The sequence below is a fragment of the Nocardia shimofusensis NBRC 100134 genome, from assembly GCF_001613125.1.
Classification (GTDB): domain Bacteria; phylum Actinomycetota; class Actinomycetes; order Mycobacteriales; family Mycobacteriaceae; genus Nocardia; species Nocardia shimofusensis.
In genome coordinates, this window is the sequence record NZ_BDBT01000004.1 from 146982 (window position 1) to 169143 (window position 22162).

24 protein-coding genes are annotated in these 22162 nt (G+C 69.3%); 12 read left to right on the top strand and 12 right to left on the bottom strand.

The window, feature by feature from the left end; genetic code table 11:
• The first annotated feature begins 178 nt into the window (after positions 1-178).
• On the top strand, positions 179-850 hold the full coding sequence (locus NS3_RS06180) for a VIT1/CCC1 transporter family protein (protein WP_157101216.1): 672 nt from the start codon (positions 179-181) through the stop codon (positions 848-850).
• Between the two features lie 26 nt (positions 851-876).
• On the opposite strand, the gene NS3_RS06185 is transcribed toward NS3_RS06180, so the two are convergent.
• Positions 877-1305 carry a winged helix-turn-helix transcriptional regulator gene (locus tag NS3_RS06185; protein WP_067854964.1) on the bottom strand — a complete coding sequence of 143 codons (429 nt, stop codon included), beginning with the start codon at positions 1303-1305 and terminating at the stop codon, positions 877-879.
• 130 nt (positions 1306-1435) lie between these two features.
• On the opposite strand from NS3_RS06185, the gene NS3_RS06190 reads away from it, so the two are divergent.
• A complete protein-coding gene (locus NS3_RS06190; protein ID WP_067854966.1) occupies positions 1436-2329 on the top strand; it encodes an aldo/keto reductase family oxidoreductase in 894 nt (297 codons plus the stop codon).
• Positions 2330-2379: 50 nt separating this feature from the next.
• Here the strand turns inward: NS3_RS06190 and NS3_RS06195 are convergent, their stop codons facing one another.
• The 3 genes from NS3_RS06195 to NS3_RS06205 all read right to left on the bottom strand — a co-directional run bounded on the left by NS3_RS06195 (position 2380) and on the right by NS3_RS06205 (position 4005).
• A complete protein-coding gene (locus NS3_RS06195) occupies positions 2380-2769 on the bottom strand; it encodes a hypothetical protein (RefSeq protein WP_157101198.1) in 390 nt (129 codons plus the stop codon).
• A gap of 189 nt (positions 2770-2958) precedes the next feature.
• Positions 2959-3345, bottom strand: a complete 387-nt coding sequence (locus NS3_RS06200) for a beta-sandwich lipoprotein (protein ID WP_067854971.1) — start codon at positions 3343-3345, stop codon at positions 2959-2961.
• Positions 3346-3417: 72 nt separating this feature from the next.
• Entirely contained in the window at positions 3418-4005 is a 588-nt protein-coding gene (locus NS3_RS06205) for a GNAT family N-acetyltransferase (RefSeq protein ID WP_084495090.1), read from the bottom strand.
• Here NS3_RS06205 and NS3_RS06210 point away from each other — a divergent pair.
• From NS3_RS06210 to NS3_RS06220, 3 genes are all read left to right on the top strand, one after another.
• Positions 3975-5258: a baeRF11 domain-containing protein gene (locus NS3_RS06210; protein WP_245649481.1), complete on the top strand. Its 1284-nt coding sequence runs from the start codon at positions 3975-3977 to the stop codon at positions 5256-5258. The genes NS3_RS06205 and NS3_RS06210 overlap by 31 nt on opposite strands.
• 88 nt (positions 5259-5346) lie before the next feature.
• Complete coding sequence (locus NS3_RS06215; protein ID WP_067854980.1) at positions 5347-5958, top strand: acid phosphatase; 612 nt, start codon at positions 5347-5349, stop codon at positions 5956-5958.
• Between the two features lie 47 nt (positions 5959-6005).
• Complete coding sequence (locus NS3_RS06220) at positions 6006-6185, top strand: hypothetical protein (protein ID WP_067854983.1); 180 nt, start codon at positions 6006-6008, stop codon at positions 6183-6185.
• An 88-nt stretch (positions 6186-6273) separates the two neighbouring features.
• Here NS3_RS06220 and NS3_RS06225 read toward each other — a convergent pair whose 3' ends face one another.
• Together NS3_RS06225 and NS3_RS06230 are read right to left on the bottom strand one after the other, a co-directional pair.
• Complete coding sequence (locus NS3_RS06225; protein ID WP_067854985.1) at positions 6274-6552, bottom strand: hypothetical protein; 279 nt, start codon at positions 6550-6552, stop codon at positions 6274-6276.
• A 59-nt stretch (positions 6553-6611) separates the two neighbouring features.
• Positions 6612-7289 (bottom strand): TetR/AcrR family transcriptional regulator, encoded by a 678-nt coding sequence (locus NS3_RS06230; protein WP_067854988.1) that lies wholly within the window; start codon positions 7287-7289, stop codon positions 6612-6614.
• Between the two features lie 112 nt (positions 7290-7401).
• On the opposite strand from NS3_RS06230, the gene NS3_RS06235 reads away from it, so the two are divergent.
• The 4 genes from NS3_RS06235 to NS3_RS06250 are packed head-to-tail and all read left to right on the top strand — an operon-like array spanning position 7402 to position 11961.
• Entirely contained in the window at positions 7402-8277 is an 876-nt protein-coding gene (locus tag NS3_RS06235; RefSeq protein ID WP_067854991.1) for a metal-dependent hydrolase, read from the top strand.
• Positions 8274-9398 carry a PDR/VanB family oxidoreductase gene (locus tag NS3_RS06240; protein ID WP_067854994.1) on the top strand — a complete coding sequence of 375 codons (1125 nt, stop codon included), beginning with the start codon at positions 8274-8276 and terminating at the stop codon, positions 9396-9398. The genes NS3_RS06235 and NS3_RS06240 overlap by 4 nt, the downstream gene beginning before the upstream one ends.
• Positions 9399-9433: 35 nt before the next feature.
• On the top strand, positions 9434-11014 hold the full coding sequence (locus NS3_RS06245; RefSeq protein WP_084495091.1) for a flavin-containing monooxygenase: 1581 nt from the start codon (positions 9434-9436) through the stop codon (positions 11012-11014).
• Positions 11011-11961 carry an SDR family oxidoreductase gene (locus NS3_RS06250; protein WP_067854997.1) on the top strand — a complete coding sequence of 317 codons (951 nt, stop codon included), beginning with the start codon at positions 11011-11013 and terminating at the stop codon, positions 11959-11961. The genes NS3_RS06245 and NS3_RS06250 overlap by 4 nt, the downstream gene beginning before the upstream one ends.
• A gap of 3 nt (positions 11962-11964) precedes the next feature.
• Here NS3_RS06250 and NS3_RS06255 read toward each other — a convergent pair whose 3' ends face one another.
• The 3 genes from NS3_RS06255 to NS3_RS06265 all read right to left on the bottom strand — a co-directional run bounded on the left by NS3_RS06255 (position 11965) and on the right by NS3_RS06265 (position 15963).
• Positions 11965-14169: an acyl-CoA dehydrogenase family protein gene (locus NS3_RS06255; protein WP_067855000.1), complete on the bottom strand. Its 2205-nt coding sequence runs from the start codon at positions 14167-14169 to the stop codon at positions 11965-11967.
• A 100-nt stretch (positions 14170-14269) separates the two neighbouring features.
• The gene (gene fabG / locus NS3_RS06260; protein ID WP_067855003.1) at positions 14270-14968 is read right to left on the bottom strand and encodes a 3-oxoacyl-ACP reductase FabG; all 699 of its coding nucleotides are present in this window, start codon (positions 14966-14968) and stop codon (positions 14270-14272) included.
• A 206-nt stretch (positions 14969-15174) separates the two neighbouring features.
• Positions 15175-15963, bottom strand: a complete 789-nt coding sequence (locus tag NS3_RS06265; RefSeq protein WP_245649482.1) for a TetR/AcrR family transcriptional regulator — start codon at positions 15961-15963, stop codon at positions 15175-15177.
• A 149-nt stretch (positions 15964-16112) separates the two neighbouring features.
• Between NS3_RS06265 and NS3_RS06270 the strand changes: the two genes are divergently transcribed.
• On the top strand, positions 16113-17675 hold the full coding sequence (locus NS3_RS06270) for a succinic semialdehyde dehydrogenase (RefSeq protein WP_067855006.1): 1563 nt from the start codon (positions 16113-16115) through the stop codon (positions 17673-17675).
• Positions 17676-17718: 43 nt separating this feature from the next.
• Positions 17719-18549, top strand: coding sequence for an SDR family NAD(P)-dependent oxidoreductase (locus NS3_RS06275; RefSeq protein WP_067855008.1), 831 nt, complete (start codon positions 17719-17721; stop codon positions 18547-18549).
• Here the strand turns inward: NS3_RS06275 and NS3_RS06280 are convergent.
• Positions 18546-19337, bottom strand: coding sequence for a putative protein N(5)-glutamine methyltransferase (locus tag NS3_RS06280; protein ID WP_067855011.1), 792 nt, complete (start codon positions 19335-19337; stop codon positions 18546-18548). The genes NS3_RS06275 and NS3_RS06280 overlap by 4 nt on opposite strands.
• 121 nt (positions 19338-19458) lie before the next feature.
• Positions 19459-20331 carry a YdcF family protein gene (locus tag NS3_RS06285; RefSeq protein WP_084495123.1) on the bottom strand — a complete coding sequence of 291 codons (873 nt, stop codon included), beginning with the start codon at positions 20329-20331 and terminating at the stop codon, positions 19459-19461.
• A gap of 207 nt (positions 20332-20538) precedes the next feature.
• Between NS3_RS06285 and NS3_RS06290 the strand changes: the two genes are divergently transcribed.
• On the top strand, positions 20539-21390 hold the full coding sequence (locus tag NS3_RS06290) for a bifunctional 5,10-methylenetetrahydrofolate dehydrogenase/5,10-methenyltetrahydrofolate cyclohydrolase (RefSeq protein WP_067855014.1): 852 nt from the start codon (positions 20539-20541) through the stop codon (positions 21388-21390).
• 12 nt (positions 21391-21402) lie between these two features.
• Here NS3_RS06290 and NS3_RS06295 read toward each other — a convergent pair whose 3' ends face one another.
• Positions 21403-22152 carry a DUF8176 domain-containing protein gene (locus tag NS3_RS06295; RefSeq protein ID WP_157101199.1) on the bottom strand — a complete coding sequence of 250 codons (750 nt, stop codon included), beginning with the start codon at positions 22150-22152 and terminating at the stop codon, positions 21403-21405.
• Positions 22153-22162: the final 10 nt, after the last annotated feature.

Genomic DNA, 22162 nt, shown 5'->3' on the forward strand with positions numbered 1-22162 from the left:
GTGATGTCGTCTCCGCAGCAGGCAGGAAATCGTCCGGATGATCTCGGTTCGGATAGCCTTGCATTGCTGGTAGACCTGGCCCGGTCGCAATAGTCTTTCGGTCGTGACCTCGAGTAAGGATTTGACCGATTCGCCGATCAGCAACGGCGCCCACGCCGCGGAACCACACACCGGCGGGATGTCGTCGCGGCTGAACTGGCTGCGAGCCGGGGTGCTCGGCGCCAATGACGGCATCGTCTCGGTCGCCGGTCTGGTCGTCGGTGTCGCGGCGGCCACCACCGATCGCGGCCCGATCGTGACCGCCGGATTGGCCGGTCTCGCCGCAGGCGCCGTCTCCATGGCCTTGGGCGAGTACGTCTCGGTCAGCACCCAGCGCGACACCGAACGCGCTCTGCTGGCCAAGGAGCGCCACGAGCTGTCGACCATGCCCGAATACGAGCTCGACGAGTTGACCGCGATCTACGAGGCGAAAGGCCTGTCTGCGGAGACTGCCCGCACGGTCGCCGAGGAATTGACCGCGCACGACGCGTTCGCCGCGCACGCGGAGGCCGAATTGGGGATCGACCCGGATGAGCTGACCAACCCCTGGCATGCGGCGTTCGCCTCTGCCGCGGCGTTCACCTTCGGTGCGATCCTGCCGTTGCTGGCGATCCTGTTGCCGCCGGCCGAGTTGCGCGTCCCGGTCACGTTCGTGGCGATGCTGGTGGCGTTGGCTCTCACCGGCAGCCTCAGCGCCCGCCTCGGCGGCGCCGGCCGCGGCCGGGCCGTCGTGCGGGTCGTCGGTGGTGGTGCGCTCGCGATGGCCGTCACCTACGGGATCGGGCAGCTCCTCGGCGTCGCCGGGGTCTGACGGCGGCGCCGAGGTATCCCGGCGCGCTATGTGGTGCGGGCGTCGTGCTCCGCGCGGTGGGCGAGGACTTCGTCCATGTGTGTCTCGGCCCAGTCCTTGAGCCCGCGCATCAGGTGGTGCAGTGACAGGCCGAGGTCGGTGAGTTCGTAGGAGACCGTGACCGGGACGGTGGGGGTCACGGTGCGGGTGAGGAGACCGTCGCGCTCCAGGGAGCGCAGGGTTTGGGTGAGCATCTTCTGGCTGACGCCGGTGAGCTGACGGGACAGCTCCGAGAAGCGCATCGCGCGAGGTTCCGCCGGCCCCGGGGGCCCGCCGCCACTGAGTGCGCACAGGATCAGGCCGACCCATTTGTCGGAGATCCGATCCAGCAGTTGCCGGCTCGGGCACATGGCCAGGAAGGCGTCGTACTCGATCTTGGCCTGGGCTCTCTTGGCCGCGGCGGTGGTCGTGCTCATCGTCTGCTCCCGTTACCCGTGGGTGACCGAGGCACTTCGAAGTGCCTACTTCCCGTCGAGAAGTTACCTCTCCAGTATGGAGTTGCTCGCCATGAGATACCGCTCGCTGAGCACGACAGGAGAGAGAAGCATGAGCACACTTTCCCCCTCACTTCCCGGCGGCACCTGGACGCTGGGCGACCTGACCGTCTCCCGGTTCGGTTACGGCGCGATGCAACTCGCGGGACCGTGGGTCATGGGGCCGCCCGCCGATCGGGACGGTGCGCTCGCCGTTCTGCGCGAGGCCGTCGACTCCGGGATCACCCACATCGACACCAGCGACGCCTACGGGCCTCGCCTCACCAATCAGCTGATCCGCGAAGCATTGCACCCCTACCCGGAGTCGTTGCACATCGTGACGAAGGTCGGCGCGGAACGGGACGAGCGGGGCGGATGGCCGACGGCCAGGCGGCCGGACCAGTTGCGGCGTCAGGTCGAGGAGAACCTGGAATCCCTCGGGCTCGAGACGTTGGATGTGGTGAATCTCCGGCTCGGCGACGCCTCGGGACCGCAGGCTGGGTCGATCGCCGAAGCGTTCGAGACGCTCGTCGAACTCCGGAGTCAGGGGGTCATCCGGCATCTCGGCGTGAGCAACGCTACCGCCGAGCAGGTCGCCGAAGCGCAGGGCATCGCGCCGATCGTGTGCGTCCAGAACATGTACAACCTCGCTCACCGCCACGACGACGAGCTGATCGACCGGCTCGCCGCCGAGCACATCGCCTACGTGCCGTTCTTCCCCCTCGGCGGGTTCAGTCCGCTGCAGTCGGCCACGCTGTCCGGGGTCGCCGCCCGGCTGGACGCCACGCCCATGTCGGTTGCCCTGGCATGGCTGCTGCACCGGTCGCCGAACATTCTGCTGATTCCTGGCACGTCGTCGGTGGCGCACCTGCGGGAGAACATCGCCGGTGCCCGGCTCTCGCTGTCCGAGGCAGACCTCGCCGAGTTGGACGGGATCGGAAGCGAAGTGACGTCCGGTCGACGGTAGCCCGGCGTCGAGCGTGGGCATCCTGTCATCGAGCGGCGAAGCTCCGGTGGTCAGCTGTCGAGCTGCCCCAACCGCTGGGCGAACTGCTCGTCCACCTGCGGCAGTACCGTCGCGACGGTGGCGAGCAGTGTGCGTAGTTCCTCCGTTTCGGTCAGGTACTCACCCAGCGCGGAGTGGGCGTCGCCGGGGCCACCGGCGGCCTTCTCGCGGAAGATGTTCACCAGCGCATGTGCCGTGCGTAGCGCCGGATCGCTTTCTCCGAGTCCCCAGGTGGTGAGCTCGCCCAGCGCGGCGGCTCGATCCTGCGCCTGGATGAGTGCGGCGGCCAATTCGCCGCAGGCGCGGTCGAGCTCGGCCAGGGCGCGGGGGTCCACGTGTAGTTCAGGTGCGCCCGTCCCGGTGCCGCTGGGTGACCCGCCGATCTGATTCGGTTCGCTCACGGCGCCTGTCCTCCTCGTAGTAGTCCTGCTTGATCAGACGCAAGGACGAGCCGATCGGTTCCGGGAGCGTGTGCCCTCCCTGTACAGGTCGCCACCGGCTCGCTGCGTTTCCAGCGCCGCTCGCTGCCCCGATGACTGCGGCGGCAACCGCACGAAGACCAAGTGCGGCTGGGGTGCCGAATGTCGAGCTCAGGGATGGTCGACGTCGGGGATGATGGTCTCGGGCTTGAAGATCACCTTGTAGTGGTAGGGACTCACGTCGGCTCCTTCGATTTGTTCCACGAAGTAGCTCACGTTGTCCGAGAGACCGAGGAAGTGCTTCTTGTATTCGTCGTCACCGGTCTTGCACGTGACCTCGAGCTGGTTGTTCTCGTCCTTGATCGAGCACTTGCCCTCGATGGTCAGCAGGTACTTGTCGGTGATCCCGTTGAAGAACACCACGCGACGGTCGATCTTGAACTGGTCCGATTCCTTGGACAGGTTCTTGGACACCACGTCGGCGTCACTCGAACACCCGACCACTGCGATGACTCCCGCGGACAGAGCCGCAGCAGCGGCGATGAGCTTCTTCTTCATTCCCTACCCCTACCGACCTCCGCCGATGCGGAATCAGAATCCTATGTCCATATTCGGTTTCTCGGAAGACGCTCACACCTCCCGGCTCTGCCTGTCTTTGATCCAGAACATATCTCGGCCCGATTCCGCGGGCGCGCGGACCTCGCGGGGCTCGACTCGATCGAGGCGGTATCCGAGTCGGCGGGGGACTGCGGCGCTGCGAATGTTGGCTTCGTCGCAGTGGATTTCGACATGATCGATGCCAGGAAGCTCCAACGCGATTCGGGTCAGCGCGTCGGCCGCGCGGGTGATCACTCCTCGACCGGTATGCGCCACATGGCACCAGTAGCCGATTTCGAGCGCGCGCGGGCCGACGCGGTCGTGGAGCCCGATCGCGCCGAGTACGGTTCCCTCGGCGTCGAAGATGCCGTAGTGGCAGCTGCCGTCGGGGCTCGGCCAGCTCGTCGCAACCGCCTTGCCGAAGTCGCGTTGCCGCTCGAGTGTCATGGGCTCGGCGAGCCAGTCCATCCATGGATGGAGGTGGTCGAAGGAGGCCACTATCGCTTCGAATCGTGGGAGCAGGTCGTCAGGCTGCCAACGGCGCAGTAGAAGGTCGCCCAGGTCGATCCGCTGAGGCGGCGCGATTCCCGGTGCGAGCGCTGCTGGTTGCTCCGTGTTCATCTTGGGATGTTGGCAGCTCGTCCCGACAGGGGCAATGCAATTACGCAGAGACGGGTTATCAGTCACCTACCGGGGTGGCGCGCGAAGCGGGAAGATCACCGCCGCGCCGGATAGGGTGGTGGGACCAACCGATGTGGAGGTCTGTCGTGCTGCATACCGATATTCCGACCCGGGGCGAGATGAAGGCACTCGCGGCTGTCACCGACCCATGGTGCGTGTCGATTTACACCCCGACAGAACCCGGAACCGCGAATCCGGACGAGGGTCGCATCGAATTCTCGAACCAGGTTCGGCGGGCGCTGGATCTCGTGACCGCTCCCGATGCTCGCGCCGCGCTGCAGGAGGAGTTCGATGCCCTCCTCGAGGATGTCATGTTCTGGCGCTATCAGTCGCGCACGCTGGTCGTGCTGGCGACGCCGACACGGATTCGCACCTACCGGGTGCCGAACAGGCTGGGTGCGGCCGAGACCGTCGCCGACCGCTTCTATCTGAAACGCCTCCTTCGGGCGGTGACGTTCCCACAGTCGGCATTCGTGCTCGCGTTCGCGGAGGGCTCGGTGCGTTTGGTTCAGGTCAGCGCCGATCAGCCGGCGCAGACGGTCCCGGTGCCGGGGCTGCCGACCGGCGCCGCCGACTACGCGGGCAAGGCCAATCTGAGTGATCGCGCGCCGAAAGGCCGGGTTCAGGGCGATGAAGGACACAAAATGCGCGTGCGTCAGTACGCTCGCGCCGTCGACTCCGAGATTCGCGAGGTACTCGCCGGTCGTGATGTCCCGCTGATCCTCGCGGCCGCCGAGCCGAGTGGTTCGCTGTATCGATCGGTGAACCGCTACGACGGACTGCTCGACGAGACGATCCCGGGCAACCCGGAGAACACTTCGGACCAAGAACTCGCCGAACGCTCGCGCGAGTTTCTGGACAGGCACTACGCGCGGCAACTGGCGGAGCTGGTCGAGACACTGGACAAACGGCGCGGTGAAGGCCGGGCGAGCACCGACATCTCGGATCTGGCCAGAGCGGCGACCAACGGTGCTGTCGAGACACTTCTCGTGGACCTCGACGCATCGGTCCCGGGCAGCATATCCGCCGATGGCGCAGTCGCTTTCGACGAGTCGGCGGCGACCGACCGCCCGGGTGTGCTCGACGAGATCAGCCGCCGGGTCCTCCTCGCGGGCGGTGAGGTACTGGTCGTCCGTGCCGACGACCTGCCCGACGGCGCGCAAGCCGCGGCCACCTTGCGATACGCGCCATAGCGTCGGGCGCTGCGAACGCGTCTCCCGTCCGCCTGACGGCTCATCCGGGCGTGAGTCGCTCGGGTGGTCGTGCAGCAGAATCGTCGGTGTGAGCATCCAACAGCACCGCCTCGTATTGCTCCGGCACGGCGAGACCGAGTGGTCGGTCGGGCACCGGCATACCAGCCGGACCGAACTCGATCTCACCGAGGCCGGCCGCCGACAGGCCGAGTCGGCCGCGGTGGCGCTCGCCGAACTGAAGTTGCGTGACCCGCTGATCGTCAGCAGTCCGCGGCGGCGAGCGATGGTGACCGCTGAGCTGGCGGGGCTGAGCGTCGACGAGGAGCTGTCCCTGTTGAGGGAGTGGGATTACGGCGACTACGAGGGCCTCACCACCGCGCAGATCCGCGAGACCGTGCCGGACTGGCTGGTCTGGACGCACGGCTGTCCGGGCGGTGAGAGCGTGAGCGCGGTCAGCGCTCGCGCCGACCGCGCCGTGGTGCTGGCTCTGGAATGCCTGGAAAGTCGCGATGTGGTGTTCGTCGGACACGGCCACTTCTCCCGCGTGCTGCTGGCGCGATGGATGGAACTGCCGGTGGCCCACGGTATTCGGATCTCGATGGTGCCTGCCTCGATCGCCGTGTGCGGTTTCGAGCACGGCGTGCGACAGATCGTCGCGCTCGGTCTCACCGGCCACGCCAACCCCTGTCTCCCCCGGTGAAGTCGTGGGCATTGCCACCCGCTTCGCCTGCGGCGGACACTGGAGGGATGGTCGACAAGGAGCAGTACACGCCCTTCTACGGGGTGGTGATGATTCTCGCGGCTCTCGGTGCATCGCTGGCGGTCAGCTACTACGGGCCGACCTGGTTGCGCGTCACGGTATACCTCCTCACGGTGGCGGTTGTCATGGTCGGGGGCGTCATGACGTTCCGGGACTACTCGCGCTGACATCGCGAACGTAGCTGGGCGTCGTCCCGACCTCGGGGGCGACGTCGCACCGGTGCGTCCACGGCCGAGCGGCGAAACAGGCGGTTTCTCACGCGCCGAGCAGGCGGATCTTGTCGTCGAGCAGTGCGGCCTCGGTGGTCAGTTCGGGCTCGTCCGGCCGATCTCCCAGGTGGTCGGTCAGCTCGGCGCGCGTGACGACGACCAAGCCGCCGTCAACGTCCGGGGGGCCGTTGTGGACGTGCACCCGGCCCTCGGACAGCACGAGGCAGCTGCCGGGCACGGCATCGAGCAGCCGGCGGAGGTCGCTCGAGTCGACGTGTATCGGGGATCGGCGGTCGCTGTGCTCGGAAGAGTTGTCGGTAGCCATGCTCAGCGGGTGCCCCGAGCGCTCGACGAGAAACGCTCGTGCCCGGCAGGCGTGTCGGGCTAAGGCCCTTCGGGCGCCGGGGCGAGGACGTCGGAGGACCGCACCGTCGCGATGCTGGTGAGTACCCGCACCGCATGCTGGTCGAACCGTTCGCGGGGTACCTCGAATGTGCCGTCCAGCCAGGGGCGATACAGATACGCCAGCGCGCCGAAGATGGCGTTCGCGTTGAGCGCGGCGTCCATGTGATCGGGTAGCGGTTCGCGGTAGTCACCGCTGCCGATGGTGAACGCGATCGGCGCGGTGAACAGCGCGATCAACTCGTCGCCGCGTGCGCTGAGCACCGGGTTGGCCTGCGATTCGATGAACATGATCGGCCCGCGCCTGCGGTCCTCGAGCAGGAAATCGGTGAACGCGGAGACCACGTGGTGGAACATCGCCTCGCGCTCGGCGGGCGCCTCGGTGAGGGCTTCCAGCAGCCGGTCGCGGGCGGAGATGACCACGGTTTCGAGCACCGTGACCATCAGGGCGTCGAGGTTGGGGAAGTTCTCGTAGAAGTAGCGCTCGGTGAGCCCGGCCTTCCTGCACACCCCGCGCATCGACAGCTCCGAAGAGCCGGAGGTCGCCATCATGTCGGTGGCCGTCTCGATGAGCTGGGCGCGGCGGGCGGCGATGCGGTCGGCGGGGGCGAGACCCCGCCAGTTGCGCATACCGGCGAGTGCGTCGGATTCGGCCACCATGCTCCTCATCCTCTCACATCGAGATGTTGACATCACGTGCTGTTGACATTGCCTGATGTCAACAAATATCGTCAAGGTCTCCCGTTCAACGTCGAGCCGTGAGGATCATTCGATGGGTACTGCCTCCTATACCGAGCAGGCGCACGCGATTCACGCCCGGGACGTCGCCTTCGACTTCTCCTCGGTGCCGTTGCACTACATTCCCGGCGAGGTGATGGCCACCCACATCATCAACGTCATGCACCTGCTGCTGCCCGAGGGCGAGCGCGCGATGGCCCAGGCGCTGTCGGAGGCGCTGCCGCTGATCGACGACGAGCGGCTCGCCGAAGAGGTGCGCGGGTTCATCGGCCAAGAGGCCATGCACGCCACCTCGCACGAGCAGGCGCGCATCCAGCTGGAGAAGCTCGGCCTCGAGGTCGGGCCGCTGGTCGAGCTGGTCGGCTGGCTGGTGGACCGGATGCTGGGCGATCACGGGCTCACCGGCCGGGCGAAGCACGAATGGTTGTGTGAGCGGCTGGCGCTGTTCGCGGGCATGGAGCACTACACCGCCGTGATCGGCGAGTGGCTGCTGACCAACGACGTCCTCGAGGAGAAGGGCATGCACCCGGCCATGCTCGATCTGATCCGCTGGCACGGTGCCGAGGAAGTCGAGCACCGCAGCGTGGTCTACGACGCCTACATGCACGTCGACGGCAGCTACGCGCGCAAGGCCAGGCACGCGGTGCTCTCCAGCATGGGGCTGCTCGTGCTCTTCGCCGCCACCGGCGGCTACCTGTTCGCGAAGGATCCCTCGCCGAGCAAGGGCAGGTGGTGGCCGGTGCAGCTGGCGAGCGCCACCATGCGCGGTGTGGTGCCGAGCTTCACCACCTTCTTCACCGAGATCCCGCGCTACCTCAAGCCCGGGTTCCATCCCTCGCAGCTCGGCCCGATGGACAACGCGCTGCGCTACCTGGCGAGTTCGCCCGCGGCCCGGGGTGGTCAGGCATGAGCGGATCCGAGCGTGATCACACCAGCGCCCTCGTCCTCGACGGGCAGGGCGTGGGAACCGCCGCCGCGCGTCCGCACTACGACGCCGGGCCGGCGCTGCGGCTGCTGGTCGGCGCGTTCGACGCCTACAAAGAGCTGTTCACCAACAGCCCCGCCGCCCCGCTGCTCTCGCGTCCGCAGCCGGTCCGGCGCACCGGCTTCGATCTGCCGATGCTGGTCGATCGCATCGACGACGAAGCCGAGGGCGTGCGCAGCCTGACGTTGCGTCACCCCAACGGCAGCGAGCTGCCAGCCTGGGTGCCCGGCGCGCATCTGGACCTGTTCCTGCCGTCGGGCAGGCAGCGCCAGTACTCGCTCAACGGTGATCCGGCCGACCGCCGCCACTATCGGATCTCGGTGCGCCGCATCGCCGAGGGCGGCGGGGGATCGGTCGAGGTGCACGAGCTGAAGGTCGGCGATCGCGTGCGAATCCGCGGTCCCCGCAACGCGTTCGACTATGTGGCCGCGCCCAGGTACCTGTTCGTCGCGGGCGGCATCGGCATCACGCCGATCCTGCCGATGCTGCGCGCCGCTCGCGCCGATCACCGCTTCGCGCGTCTGGTCTACACCGGCCGGTCTCGCGCCTCCATGCCGTTCCTGGATGAGCTGGCGGCGATCGAGGGCGCGGATGTCGAGATCCGCCCCGACGACGAATTCGGTGCGCCCGACGTGGCATCCATTGTGGCCTCGGCCCCCGCCGGCACCGCGATCTATGTCTGCGGCCCGCCGCCGATGCTGGCCGCCGCGATCCGTGCCGTCGGCGACGACCTGCGGGTCTCGCTGCACACCGAACGTTTCTCGCCGCCACCGGTGCTCGGCGGCTCGGAGTTCACCGTCACGCTGGCCCGCAGCGGCACCTCGGTGCGGGTGGGCGCCGAGGAGTCCGCGCTGGCCGCGATCCGGCGGGTGCAGCCCGGTGTCGCCTACTCCTGCCAGCAGGGTTTCTGCGGCAGCTGCAAGGTGGGCGTGCTGTCCGGCCGGGTGGAGCACCGGGACCGGACCCTGTCGCCGGTCGAACGCGACAAGGCCATGCTGACCTGCGTCTCACGGGCCGACGAGGGTGACCTCGTGCTGGATCTGTGAACCGACCCGACCTTTCTCGGAAAGGAGTCGCCGATATGGCGACCAAGAAGACCCCCGCCGCGGAGACCCCCGCCCCGGAGACCTCCGCCCCGGAGACCTCCGCCCCGGAGAACGCCGCCCCGGCGAACGCTGCCGCGGAGAACGCCGCCTCGGGCAACACGCCCCAGCATTTCCCGGTCGTCGTCATCGGCGCGGGCTTCGCGGGCATCGCGCTGGGCGTGGAATTGCGCGCCAAGGGGATCACCGACTTCGTGATCCTGGAACGCTCGTCGGGCCTGGGCGGCACCTGGCGCGCCAACACCTACCCCGGCTGCGCCTGTGACGTGCCCTCGCAGCTGTATTCGTACTCCTTCGCGCCCAACCCCGACTGGTCGCGCACCTACGGCACCCAGCCGGAGATCCTGGCCTACCTGGAGAAGGTCGCCGCCGACTTCGAGATCGTGCCGCACATGCGCTTCGACGTCGAGGTCGCCGACGCGCGCTTCGACGAGGACGCCCAGCAGTGGCGGATCGCGACGAGCAAGGGCGACTACACCGCCGACGTCCTGATCTCGGCGGTCGGCCCGTTCAGCGAGGCCAATATCCCGAACCTGCCCGGCAGGGAGAAGTTCGCCGGCACCCAGTTCCATTCGCTGCACTGGGATCACGACCACGACTTGACCGGCGAGCGGGTCGCGGTGATCGGCACGGGCGCCTCCGCCGTGCAGTTCATCCCCGAGATCCAGCCGAAGGTGGGCAAGCTGACCGTGTTCCAGCGGTCCGCGCCGTGGATCGTCTCTCGGCTCGACCGCCGCACCACCGGCGTGGAGCGCGCGTTGCTGCGCAAACTGCCGGTGCTCGGCAAGGCGGTGCGCGGCGCATTCTACACCGGCATCGAGAGCTTCGGGCTGGTCGGGTTCGTGGACAAGCGTTTCCGTCACCCGTACGAGGCGCTGGGCAAGCTGCAGTTGCTGCGGCAGGTCCGCGACCCGAAGCTGCGCAAGATCCTGACTCCCGACTATGTGATCGGCTGCAAGCGGGCGATCTTCTCCGACGCCTACTTCCCGGCGCTGACCCAGCCCAATGTCGAGGTCGTCACCGCGGGCATCGCGGAGATCAGGGAGCATTCCATCGTCACCGCCGACGGTGTGGAGCATCCGGTCGACACCCTGATCTGGGGCACCGGCTTCGGCATGCCCGCCGGGGTGTTCGAGCGCATCCACGGCGCGGACGGCCGCTCGATCGCCGACCGCTACCGCGAGGCGCCCAGCAGCTACCTCGGTACCTCGATCGCAGGGTTCCCGAACTTCTTCACCACCCTCGGCCCGTTCGGCGTGGTGGGCAACCAGTCGGCGGTCTTCATGATCGAGTCGCAGGCCCGCTACATCGTCGACGCGCTGAAAATGATGCGGGACAAGGGGATCGCGCGAGTCGTGGTCCGGCCGGAGGTGCAGGAGGCCTTCCTCGCCGACGTCAACGCGCGCAGCACCGACACCGCTTGGCTGACCGGCGGCTGCAACAGCTACTACACCACCGCCGACGGCGCCAACTCCGGCCTGTACCCGAGCTGGAGCTTCGAATACGCTCGCCGCACACGACGTTTCGACGCGGAATCGTATGAGATGAGGACCCGATGAAAATGCCGGATCTGCGCGGATTGCTCGCCTCGGTGCCGTTCACCGGTGTCTCCGATCAGCCGTTGTTCGACCTGCAGGACCGGGTGGCCGTGGTCACCGGCGCGGGCACCGGTATCGGCCGGGAACTGGCCAGGCTGTTGGCCGCGCGCGGGGCGCGGGTCGCGGTGATCGACATAGATTCCGCCGCCGCCGAATCCGTCGCCCGCGACCTGCGCGTGCGTGGCTTCGGGCTGACCGCCGACGTGACCGACCGGGCGGGCATGAAGGCGGCCATCGCGCGGGTGCGCGAGGAGTTCGGCCGGATCGACGTGGTGGTCGCGAACGCGGGCATCGTGCCCCCGCCCGCCACCATCCGGCTGATGGACCCGGCCGATTTCGACCGGGTGATCGCGGTGAACCTGACCGGTGTGTTCAACACCGTGCAGCCCGCCCTCGACAGCGTCATCGAGACCGGCGGTCACGTCGTGGTCGTCTCCTCGGCGGCGGCCTTCGCCCCGGGCATGGCGGGTTCGCCCTATATGACCAGCAAGGCCGCCGTCGAGCAGTTCGGCCGTGCGCTGCGGGTGGAGCTGTCCGCGCACGGCGCGACCGCCGGTGTGGCCTACCTGGGCGTGGTCGAGACCGCCATGACCCGGCACACCCTGGATGACGACGAGTTGGGCCGCGAGGTAGGGGAGATGCTGCCCTGGCCGCTGAATCAGCGCATCACCGCCCGGGAGGCCGCCGTCTCCATCGCCGACGGCATCATCCGCCGTTCCCCGCGCACGATGGCGCCCAAGCAGTGGGAGGCCTACGCCCTGCTGCGCGGCACCATCAATGTCGTCCTCGACGACCGCCTCACCCGCGACGCGAAGCTGCACTCGCTGCTCGACCGGCTCGAGCAGCGCCTGGCCCCGGTGCGTGACACGGTGGTGCGCCCGCTGGTCCGCGAGACCAACAGGCGCTGACCGCTATTTGCGCGGCAACCCCATCACCAGGGCGGCGATCGTGTTGAGCTGGATCTCCAAGGTCCCGCCGCCGATCACCCAGGTGGGGATGTCGAGCTCGTGATGCACGACCTCGGAGACGGTTTCGCGCAACGCGGCTGCCGGGCCGACCAATTCGAGCGCGGCCGCCGCGGCGTCGGTGTGCAGCATCGCCGCCGCGGCCTTGGCGATACTCGTGCCCGGGCCGACCGGCTGCCCGTCGAGCCTGCGGATCGTCTCGCGCAGGTTCATCGCCGAGATCGCCGCGCCGCGCGCGCTGATCCGGCCCAGCGTGCGCAGCGCCTCGTCGCGGCTGCCCGCGAACTCCTCGCGCTCGATGATGCCCACGATGCGCTGGTTGTGGCCGGGGTCGCGGACGCCGCCGATGAAAAGCCGTTCCTGGGCAAGGGTTTCCAGCGTGAGCGCCCAGCCCTGACCCGGTTCGCCGAGCACCATCTCGTCGGGGACGAAGGCGTCATCGAAGAACACCTCGTTGAATTCGGCGTCGCCGCTGGACTGGGTGATCGGCCGGACGGTGACGCCTTCGCCGTGCATGTCCACCAGGAACACCGTCAGTCCGCGATGGCGCTCGGCCTCCGGATCGGTGCGGGCCAGCAGCAGACCCCAGTGCGAGCGATGCGCCAGCGTGGTCCAGATCTTCTGGCCGTTGAGCCGCCAGCCGCCGTCGGCCCTGGTGGCGCGCAGGCTCAATGACGCCACGTCCGAGCCCGCCTCCGGCTCGCTGAACAGCTGGCACCAGATCTCCTCGCCGCGCAGCGCGGGCGCGGCCAGGCGGGCGAGCTGTTCAGGGGTGCCGCGCTGCAACACGATCGGCACCACCCATTGCCCGATGCCCATCGACGGCTGGGCGATGCCGTGCTTGTCGAACTCGTCCTGCAGGATCAGCTGCTCGAGCGGCCCGGCCTCGATGCCGTAGGGCTTGGGCATGGGCGGGGAGACCAGACCGTGGTCGGCGAGCAGGGTGCGGCGCGGGCCGATGGCGACCATGTCCATGTCGCCGAGCGTGCTCGGGGTCGGATTGTCCAGCGCGGCAGCTTGATCCAGGATGCCGGACACCCAGTCGCGGAACGTGGGATCGGTCTCCGGCAGCGGCACGGTGAAGTTGCGCGGGCCGCCCATCGCGACTTCGCCGAGCCTGCGCTCCCAGATCTCACCCGGCCCGGCCAGTCCGGCCAGCGTCATGGCCCGCCGCCAGTACAGGTGCAGGTCGTGCTCCCAGGTGAAGCCGATGGCGCCGTGCAGGGCGAGGCATTCCACCGCGGCGTGGACCGCGTTGCCCAGCGTGGTCAGCGCGGCCGCCGCGACGGCGTGCGCACGCTGATCGGCCTCGTCGTCGAGGCCGCGCACGGCGTCCCAGGCGGCGGCGGTCGCCAGCTCGCTGGTGATCAGCAGCTGCGCGGCCCGGTGCTGGACGGCTTGGAACGCGCCGACCGGACGGCCGAACTGCTTGCGCGCCTTGATGTATTCGGTGGCGGTGTCCGAGCACCAGCGGATCACGCCGGCCGCCTCGACCGCCAGGAAGGCGACCACGAGATCGGCCGCGCGGTCGCTGTCGACGCCGGTCAGTTCGGCGCTGGGCGTCACGTTCTCGAAGGTGACCCGGCCCAGATCACGGCCGAGGTCCGCGCCGCTCTCGGCGCTCACCGTCACGCCCGCGGTGTCGGAGTCGACCAGGAACCAGCGTCGGTTCGCCGCGACGACGAAGACCTGCGCCGCGACCGCGCCGAGCACCAGGCCGCTCGTCCCGGTGAGGCTCGTCGAATCCTCGGTGAGAGCGATCCCGTGCTCCGGAGTGACGACGGCGCCGGTGCCGCCCTCGGCGAAGCGACGCAGCGCGGCCTCGGTGTGCGAGTCGGCGTTCGCCGCCGACACGACGGTGCTGGCGATCACGCTGGGCAGCAGGGCCCCCGGCAGCAGTGCCTTTCCGAACTCGGCGATCACCACCGCGATCTCCTCGAGCGAACCGCCCTGCCCGCCGACGTCCTCCGGCAGATGCACGCCGGTCAGTCCGGTCGCGACGAGCTCCGCCCAGAAGGTGGGCAGCTCGCCGCGTCGTAGCTGCTCGGTGTTCTTCCGGGTGTACTCGCGGGTGGCGTGGCGCGCGGCGAATCCGCCGACGCTCTCCGCCAACGCCACTTGATCGGCGGTCAGGGCAACAGGCACGTTCACTCACTCCCGGTCGGGGGACCGGTTTCGGTCCCGGCTCACTCCACACTCAGATTAGAACAGGTTCTAGAACTGTGGTGCCGTGTTGAGCCGGGCCGTGGGGTCAGTGCCCCATGCCGATGCCACCGTCGACATTGATGACGGTGCCGGTGATGTAGGCCGCGCCGGGCGTGAGCAGGAACGCCGTGGTCGCGGCGACCTCTTCCGGCTTGCCGAAACGGCCGAGCGGAATGGCCTGCAGAGCGATCTCGGCGACGCGCTCGTTCACCCCCGCCGCCATATCGGTCTCGGTGAAGCCGGGTGCGATGACATTGGCGGTGATGTTGCGCGAGCCGAGCTCACGGGCCAGCGATCGCGCGATGCCGACGACACCGGCCTTGGCGGCGGTGTAGTTCACCTGACCGGGCATGCCGGCCAGACCGGAGGCCGAGCCGATGATGACGATGCGGCCGAGCCGGTTGCGCACCATATTGCGGGTCGCGCGCTTGACCACCCGGAACACGCCGGTGAGGTTGGTGTCGATCACGCGGGTGAACTGGTCGGTGTTCATCCGCATGATCAGGGTGTCGTCGGTGATGCCCGCGTTGGCGATCACGGCCTCGACCGGTCCGTCGGTCTTCTCGATGTGGGTGAACGCGGCGTCGACCGAGGCATCGTCGGTGACGTCGCACTCCACGCCGTGCACCCCGTCGGGCACCGTCGACCCCCGGTGCGTACCCCAGACGGTATGCCCTTCGGTGACGAGGTGGGCGGCGATCGCGGCTCCGATTCCGCGATTGGCGCCGGTGACGAGGACGCGCATCAGGTTGCCTCCGAAAATATGTCGTACGAGTAGGGGAGCGTATCGGCGGTTCGGGCGCATTGCGCCGTCGACCGCCGCGGACAGCATAGGGGTGCGGGTCACACGCCTGCCCGGCGGCGCAGATCAGCACCCCGGGCCGACATCGCCCCGGCGCGGGTGGACGTCCTCGGCAGCTGCCGAGCGCAGCGCGTCCTGCCCGGCGTCGTTCAGTCCTGTTCCGGGAAGATGCCGGGCAGGCCGAGCGCGAACTCGAGATCGGCGCGGGTGCCGAGGACGGGGAGCAGGAAGCGGATCATGGTGAGCCGGGCGGGGGTGACGACCCGTGGGTCGGGTTCCCCGTCGGCCGCGGTGGAGATGCGGAAGACCACGTATTCGCACAGATGCAGCGCGGCGTCCAGATCGAGTGGCGTGGGGGCCTGCCTGCCGAGTTCGGTGAACTTCGCTCGCACGGCGGCGCGGATGTCGTCGAGGGCGCGTTCTCGGTAGGCGGAGACCGGGGAGGCCGGGTCGTGGAGCTCGGCGAACAGCGGGCCCAGCATCCGGCCGTGCCCGCGCGCCCAGTCCAGATAGGCGTCGATGAGGCCGATGCCCAGTGGGACCGGATCCGCCGAGGCGCTCAAGGCCGCGCGGATGCCGCCGGTGAGCCGGTCGTTGGATTCGGTGAGCAGGACGTGCAACGGCTCCTCGGCATTGCCGAAGTAGCGGTAGAAGGTCGGCCTGGCCAGCTCGGCCTGCGCCAGGATGCGCGCGACCGTGGTGCCACGGGAACCGTTGCGGCTGAACACCTCCGCTGTCGCGCGCACGATGCGGGCGCGCACCTGCTCGGCCTGTTCCCTGCTCTGCGGCGGCCGCCCCCGCCGTGCCGGGGCGCCCTCCGCCGCGGATGCTCCCGCCGCTGCCTCGGTCGCCCCGATCGCGTCCACGGTGCGCGGGGTGATCCCGGACATGGATGCCGCAGCCTCGGCCGCGTCGGGCGAACTGGTCTCGGACGGCATGGTGCAACCTCACAGGTCGACGGCGGCGGCCACGGTGCACCGCCACGAGAAGCTTGACACGGGGCTGTGCTGTGTCATTAATCTAACACCTGTGTTCAGGTAAAAGCTGAGCTGATCCCGCCCCACCCCTCACGCCGGAGAGAGCGCCGATGACGACCGTCCCCCCGCCTGCCGCACTGTCCGCCGAACTGGTGAAACCGCTGCTGGACCGCGCCGTCGCGGGCGGCGCCGGCACCGTCGAGACCTTCGCCCCGGCCACCGGCGCCAAGATCGCCGACCTGCCGCAGTCCAGTACCGCCGATATCGACCGCGCCTTCACCGCCGCCCGTGCGGCGCAGCGGGAATGGGCGCGGCGTCCGGTGCGTGAGCGGGTGGCCGTGCTGCGGCGCCTGCACAAGATCGTGCTCGCCGAACAGAACACCATCCTCGACATCGTGCAGACCGAGACCGGCAAGTCCCGTGCGCACGCCTTCGACGAGGTCGCCGATGTCGCGGTGAACGCCAGATACTATGCGGCGCAGGCGGCTCGGCTGCTCGGCCCGCGGAAACCGCGCGGCGTGCTGCCGGTGCTCACCAAGGTCGACGTCCTGCATCGCCCCAAGGGCGTGGTCGCGGTGATCTCGCCGTGGAACTATCCGCTGGCGCTCGCGGTCTCCGACGCGTTGCCCGCCCTGGCCGCGGGTAATGCCGTGGTCGCGCGCCCGGACAACCAGACCGCGCTCACCGCGCTGTGGGCGATCGACGCCGCCGAGCGCGCCGGATTGCCGAAGGGGCTGTGGCAAGCGGTGCTCGGCCGCGGCTCGGTGATCGGCGGCGAGGTGATCGATCGCGCCGACTACGTCGACTACACCGGCTCCAGCGCGACCGGCCGCACCATCGCCCAGCAGGCCGGTCAGCGCCTCATCGGCTACTCGCTGGAACTCGGTGGCAAGAACCCGCTGCTGGTGCTCGACGACGCCGACGTCGGCCGCGCGGCCAGGATCGCGGTGCGCGCCTGCTTCGCCTCGGCCGGTCAGCTGTGTGAATCCATCGAACGCATCTACGTCCACGAGGCCGTCCACGATCGGTTCGTGCGCGAATTCGTCGCGGCTGTGCAGGACATCGAACTCGGCGCCGGTCTGGACTATCGCGCCGACATGGGCTCGCTGACCTTCCAGCGCCAGCTCGACAGCGTGCGCGCCCACATCGACGACGCTGTCGCGAAGGGGGCGACCGTGCTCGCAGGCGGCCGCCACCGTCCCGACCTCGGCCCGTTCTTCCACGAACCCACCGTGCTGACCGGCGTGACACCCGAGATGGCCGTGTACGGCGAGGAGACCTTCGGTCCGGTCGTCTCGATCTACAAGGTGGCGAGCGAGGACGAGGCCGTGGCGGCCGCCAACGACACCCCCTACGGTCTGAACGCGTCGGTCTGGACGAAGGACGCCGAACGCGGCAGGCGGGTGGCCGCCCGCATCCAGGCCGGGTCGGTCAATGTCAACGAAGGCTTCATCGCGGCGTGGGGCAGCGCGGACGCGCCGTCGGGCGGTCTGGGCATCTCCGGCAGCGGCCGCAGGCACGGCCCGGAAGGTCTGCTCAAGTACGTCGACACCCAGACCATCGCGACCCAGCGGGTGCTGCCGATCGCCCCGCTGCCGGGCATGTCCGAGCAGCTGTGGGCCAAGACCATGACGCTCTTCCTGGGCGTCATGAACACGTTGCGCCAGAAGTGAAGCACTGGCGGGCGGGGAAATTCGAGGACGGGACGGTGCGGGAATGAAGCTGGACACGGTCGCGGGCAAGACGGTGCTGGTCACCGGCGCCGCGCGGGGAATGGGCAAACTGTTCGCCGAACGCGCGGTGCTCGAGCGCGCCGTTGCGGTGGTGCTGTGGGACATCGACGAGCCGACGTTGAAGGAGACCGCCGACGAACTGTCCGGTCGCGGCGTGCGCATCCACACCCGCGTGGTCGACATCGCCGATCGCGACGCCATCGCCGCGGCGGCGGCCGACACCCGTCGACTCGTCGGCGACATCGACATCCTGATCAACAACGCGGGCATCGTGCGCGGCAACACCTACTTCTGGGAGACCGAGGACCTCGCCGACATCGAGACGACGATGGCCATCAATTCCCTTGCCCCCATGTACATCACGCGCGAGTTCCTGCCCGCTATGGTGCGCCGCGGCGGCCTCGCCCGGGTGATGACCATCGCTTCCTCGGCGGGGCTGGTCTCCAATCCGCGGATGAGCGTCTACGCGGCCTCCAAATGGGCCGCGCTCGGCTGGTCGGACTCGGTGCGCCTGGAACTCGAGCAGGCCGGGCACGACCACGTGAAGGTGACCACCGTCTGCCCGACCTACATCGACACCGGAATGTTCGACGGCGCCAAGGGTTTCTGGCTCACCCCCATCCTGAAACAGCAGGACGTCGTCGACACCTCCTGGCGGCGGATGAAGGCCGGCGAGCCCCTGGTGGTGCTGCCGTGGACCTCACGGCTGAACAAGGCCATCTCCGGGTTGCTCCCGGTGAAGCTGCGTGACCTGTTCCTCGATACCGTGGGCGTCTACCGCTCGATGGACCGATTCACCGGCCGCGCGGGCTAGCGAACCCCGGCCACGGCCGTGGCGAACAACGGCTCGGAGTCGACGCGCCGAGCCGACAGCCCCCGGTCGGCGAACGCCGCCACCGCGTCCGCCGCCTGATCCCGGCTGGTCTCGCACAGCACGGAACCGCCCCGCGCGAGCCAGGACGGCGCGGCCTCGGCGACCCGGCGCAGTACCGCCAGACCGTCGGGTCCGCCGTCGAGCGCGACGTGCGGTTCGTGGTCGCGGGCCTCGCTCGGCATGTCGGCGATGGCCCCGGTGGGCACATAGGGGACATTGGCCAGCAGGATGTCGATCCGCCCACGCCACGCCTGCGGCAGCGCCTCGAACAGGTCGCCCTCGACCACAGTGCCGTACTCGGCGAGATTGCCTCGCGCGCACCGCACCGCCGTCGCATCGACATCGGCGGCCACCAGTTCGATCTGCCGGCCCAGCGCGCGCATACGGATGGCGAACGCCAGTCCCAGCGCCCCGCAGCCGCAACACAGATCGACCACCCGCAACACGCCAGGCCGGTCCGCTGCGGCGGTCACCGCCGTCTCGACCAGCAGGGCGGTGCGCCGGCGCGGGACGAACACCCCGGGCTCGACCGCGATCCGCAGCCCGTCGAACTCGACCCAGCCGAGCACATGCTCCAGCGGCGAGCCGGCCACCCGTCGCTCGACCAGTTCGTCCAGCGACACACCGGAGGCCGCCGCTGCCCGGGCGAGCAGGGCGGCCTCCTCCTCGGCGAAGACACAGCCGGCCGCACGCAGCCGCATCGTCAGGTCGGCGAGAACTCGGTGCATCCGTCCATATTCGACGTACCACCGGCGCCGAGGCCAGCGAATTCCACGACCGCGGGCGCGGTCGGCCCGCGTGCGGGCGAGCGGTTGTTCGTTCGCAGCCACGGAGCCCCCGGCGGCACGATCAGCGCGACGTGCTCAGCTGGAACGTGCGGGTGGCGTCGAGGTAGATCCCGCGCTGGGAGGATCGTGCCGGCGGCGGCAATTGCGAGACCAGTTGCTCCAGCGAGGTCATCGCGCCGACCACATGGGTGCCCGCCACGATGAAATCGGCGACCGCCCGGCGGATGTGATTGGGCGAGGTGACCACGACCGCGCTGTGCGCGCCGACATTCCGCAGCAGTTGGGTGCTGAACAGGGCGTTCTGCACGGTCGAACCGGCGCGGTTCTCCACGTGGATACGGGATGCCGGGATACCGCGGCCGACCAGCCAGTGCCGCATGGCCTCGGCCTCGGTGATGCCGTTCTGCGGATTGCCGCCGGTCAGCACGATGGGGGAGAAGGGCGCGGCGACGGCCTGGATCCAGGCGGCGGTCAGCCGGTTGACCAACTCGGGGCGCAGCGCGCCGTCGGGCAGCAGGCCGTAGCCGAGGACCACGATGCCGGTCTGCGGTCCGATCAGGGCGGGCAACGGATTCGGCAGGGTGCCCACCGCGGCGCCGATCGCGCGGAACACATTGTCGGTGCCCGCGGCCAGCTCGGGATCGACGGCCCGGAGTCGGTGCATCGCGTCGTGCATCGCGAGGAGGTCGTTGTCGAAGTGCGACCAGATGGCCTGCAGGGCGAGCGCTTCGGCATCGGTGGGGTCCATGCCGATCAGTGCCCGCAGGTCGGCCCGGCCCGCGGCGGGGTCACCGGAGGTGAAATGGTGCTGGGCGGAGTTGTAGAGGGCATCGGTCTCGGGGGACGCCTGGGCGGGAGCTCCCGCCAGACCGGACAGCGCGACGGCGACGCAACCGGCCGCCAGGAGGGTCTTTGCTTGCCGGGGGAATCTCACTTCGGTCGACACCTTTCCACGAGTGAACGGGTCCACGGTTCGATCGATCGGCCTCGGGCGCAGGAGAGAGGCCCATTCACCATACGGCCGGTTGTGCCGATTCCCGGGTAATTTGTGACCCTTCACGGCGACACGCCGGTCGCGCCGAAACCCCGTGCGGGGCGGCTCCGGGGGCGGTGCGCGCGACGATGATTAGGCTGTCCCGACGTGGATACCGTTTCGCTGACCGGCAAGGAACTCGCCGCCGCCATCAATGCCGACACCAAGCAGCGCGCGCAGGCGCTGACCGCCGCGGGCGCCGGACCACGGCTGGCCCTGATCGTCGCCAACGACGACCCGGCCAGCGCCTGGTACGTCAACTCGCTGCGCAAGGCCGCCGAGCGTCTCGGAATCGACTGCGACCGGATCGATCTCGGCGCCGACGCGACCGCCGAGCGCATCCGCGCCGAACTCACCGAGCGCAGTGCCGACCCCGCCTTCGACGCCATCATGTTGCAGACTCCGCTGCCCGCGGGCGTCACCCTCGACGACGTGAGCCCCGCCATCGCCGCGGACAAGGACGTCGACGGTGTCAGCCCGCTGTCGCTGGGCCTGCTCGCCGCTGGCCTCGACGGTTTCGTCCCCGCGACCGCGCAGGCCGTGGTGGAACTGCTGAAGCATCACGAGATCGCGCTGTCGGGACGGCATGTCGCGGTGGTCGGCCGATCCAATGTCGTCGGCAAGCCGCTGGCCCAGCTGCTGCTCGCCGAGAACGCCACGGTCACCGTCTGCCATTCCCGCACCACCGACCTGCCGTCGGTCACCTCGGCCGCCGACATCGTGGTCGCCGCGGTGGGCCGGGCGGGGCTGATCACCGGTGAACACGTCCGCGCGGGCGCGGTCGTCGTCGACGTCGGCACCAACGAGGCCCCGGACGGCGGCATCGTCGGCGACGTCGACGCGGCGTCGGTGCAGGGCAAGGCCGCGAGCCTGAGCCCCGTTCCCGGCGGTGTCGGCCCGGTCACCACCGCCCTGCTCATGCGTCACGTCGTCGAAGCGGCCGAAAAGCACCGCGGCTGAGCACCGATCGGTTCAGGCGGCCGAGATGCTCGTGATGAGCGTGCGGCCGCCCGAATCGGCGACGCTGACGAGTTGCGGGTTGTAGCTGACCGGCGCCTGGCCCGGCCGGTGCTCGGTCACCACGACCCGGTACTGACCGGCGAACGCACCGGGATTGATCGCCACACAGTGCGTCGTCCCCACCGGCACCGAGTCGATGCCCTGCTGGATCTCCTCGTCGGTGGGCACCGAGGCGTCCGGCGCGACCATGGCGCGCGCGAGGTCGGCCGAACGCTGGACGTAGTAGGCGTACTGGAACGCGAAGATCACCGCGGGCCCGGAGTCGGTGCCGCCCACACCGTTGCCCTGGATCCGATTGCCCACGCGTTCGGCCGGGCACTGGGCGGCGGGGGCACTGTCACCCGACCCGGTCGGCACGGCCTCGGTGGTGGATGCCTGCCTCGGGGCGCCGTCGTCGCGCAGGAAGATCGTCGCCGCCGCGACCAGCGCCACCGCGGCCAGGCAACCGAGCACCACCGGGGCCCAGCGCAGCAGCGGCCCGCGCTTGGGGGAGCGGTCGATCATCCGCGCGAAGACATCCTCTTCGGGGAACAGGTCGGTGGTCCCTCCGGCCCCCGTCCGGTCGACTATCTCCGGAGTCTTCCGGCGCGGAGTGCCCGGTAGCCAGTCCTGCCCGTCGAAGCGGTCGCCCCCCGGCGATTGCGCGTCCGGCGATACGGACTCCGGTGCGTGCGGCCGCGCGCCCGGATCCCATCGATTCATGTCCCCGCCC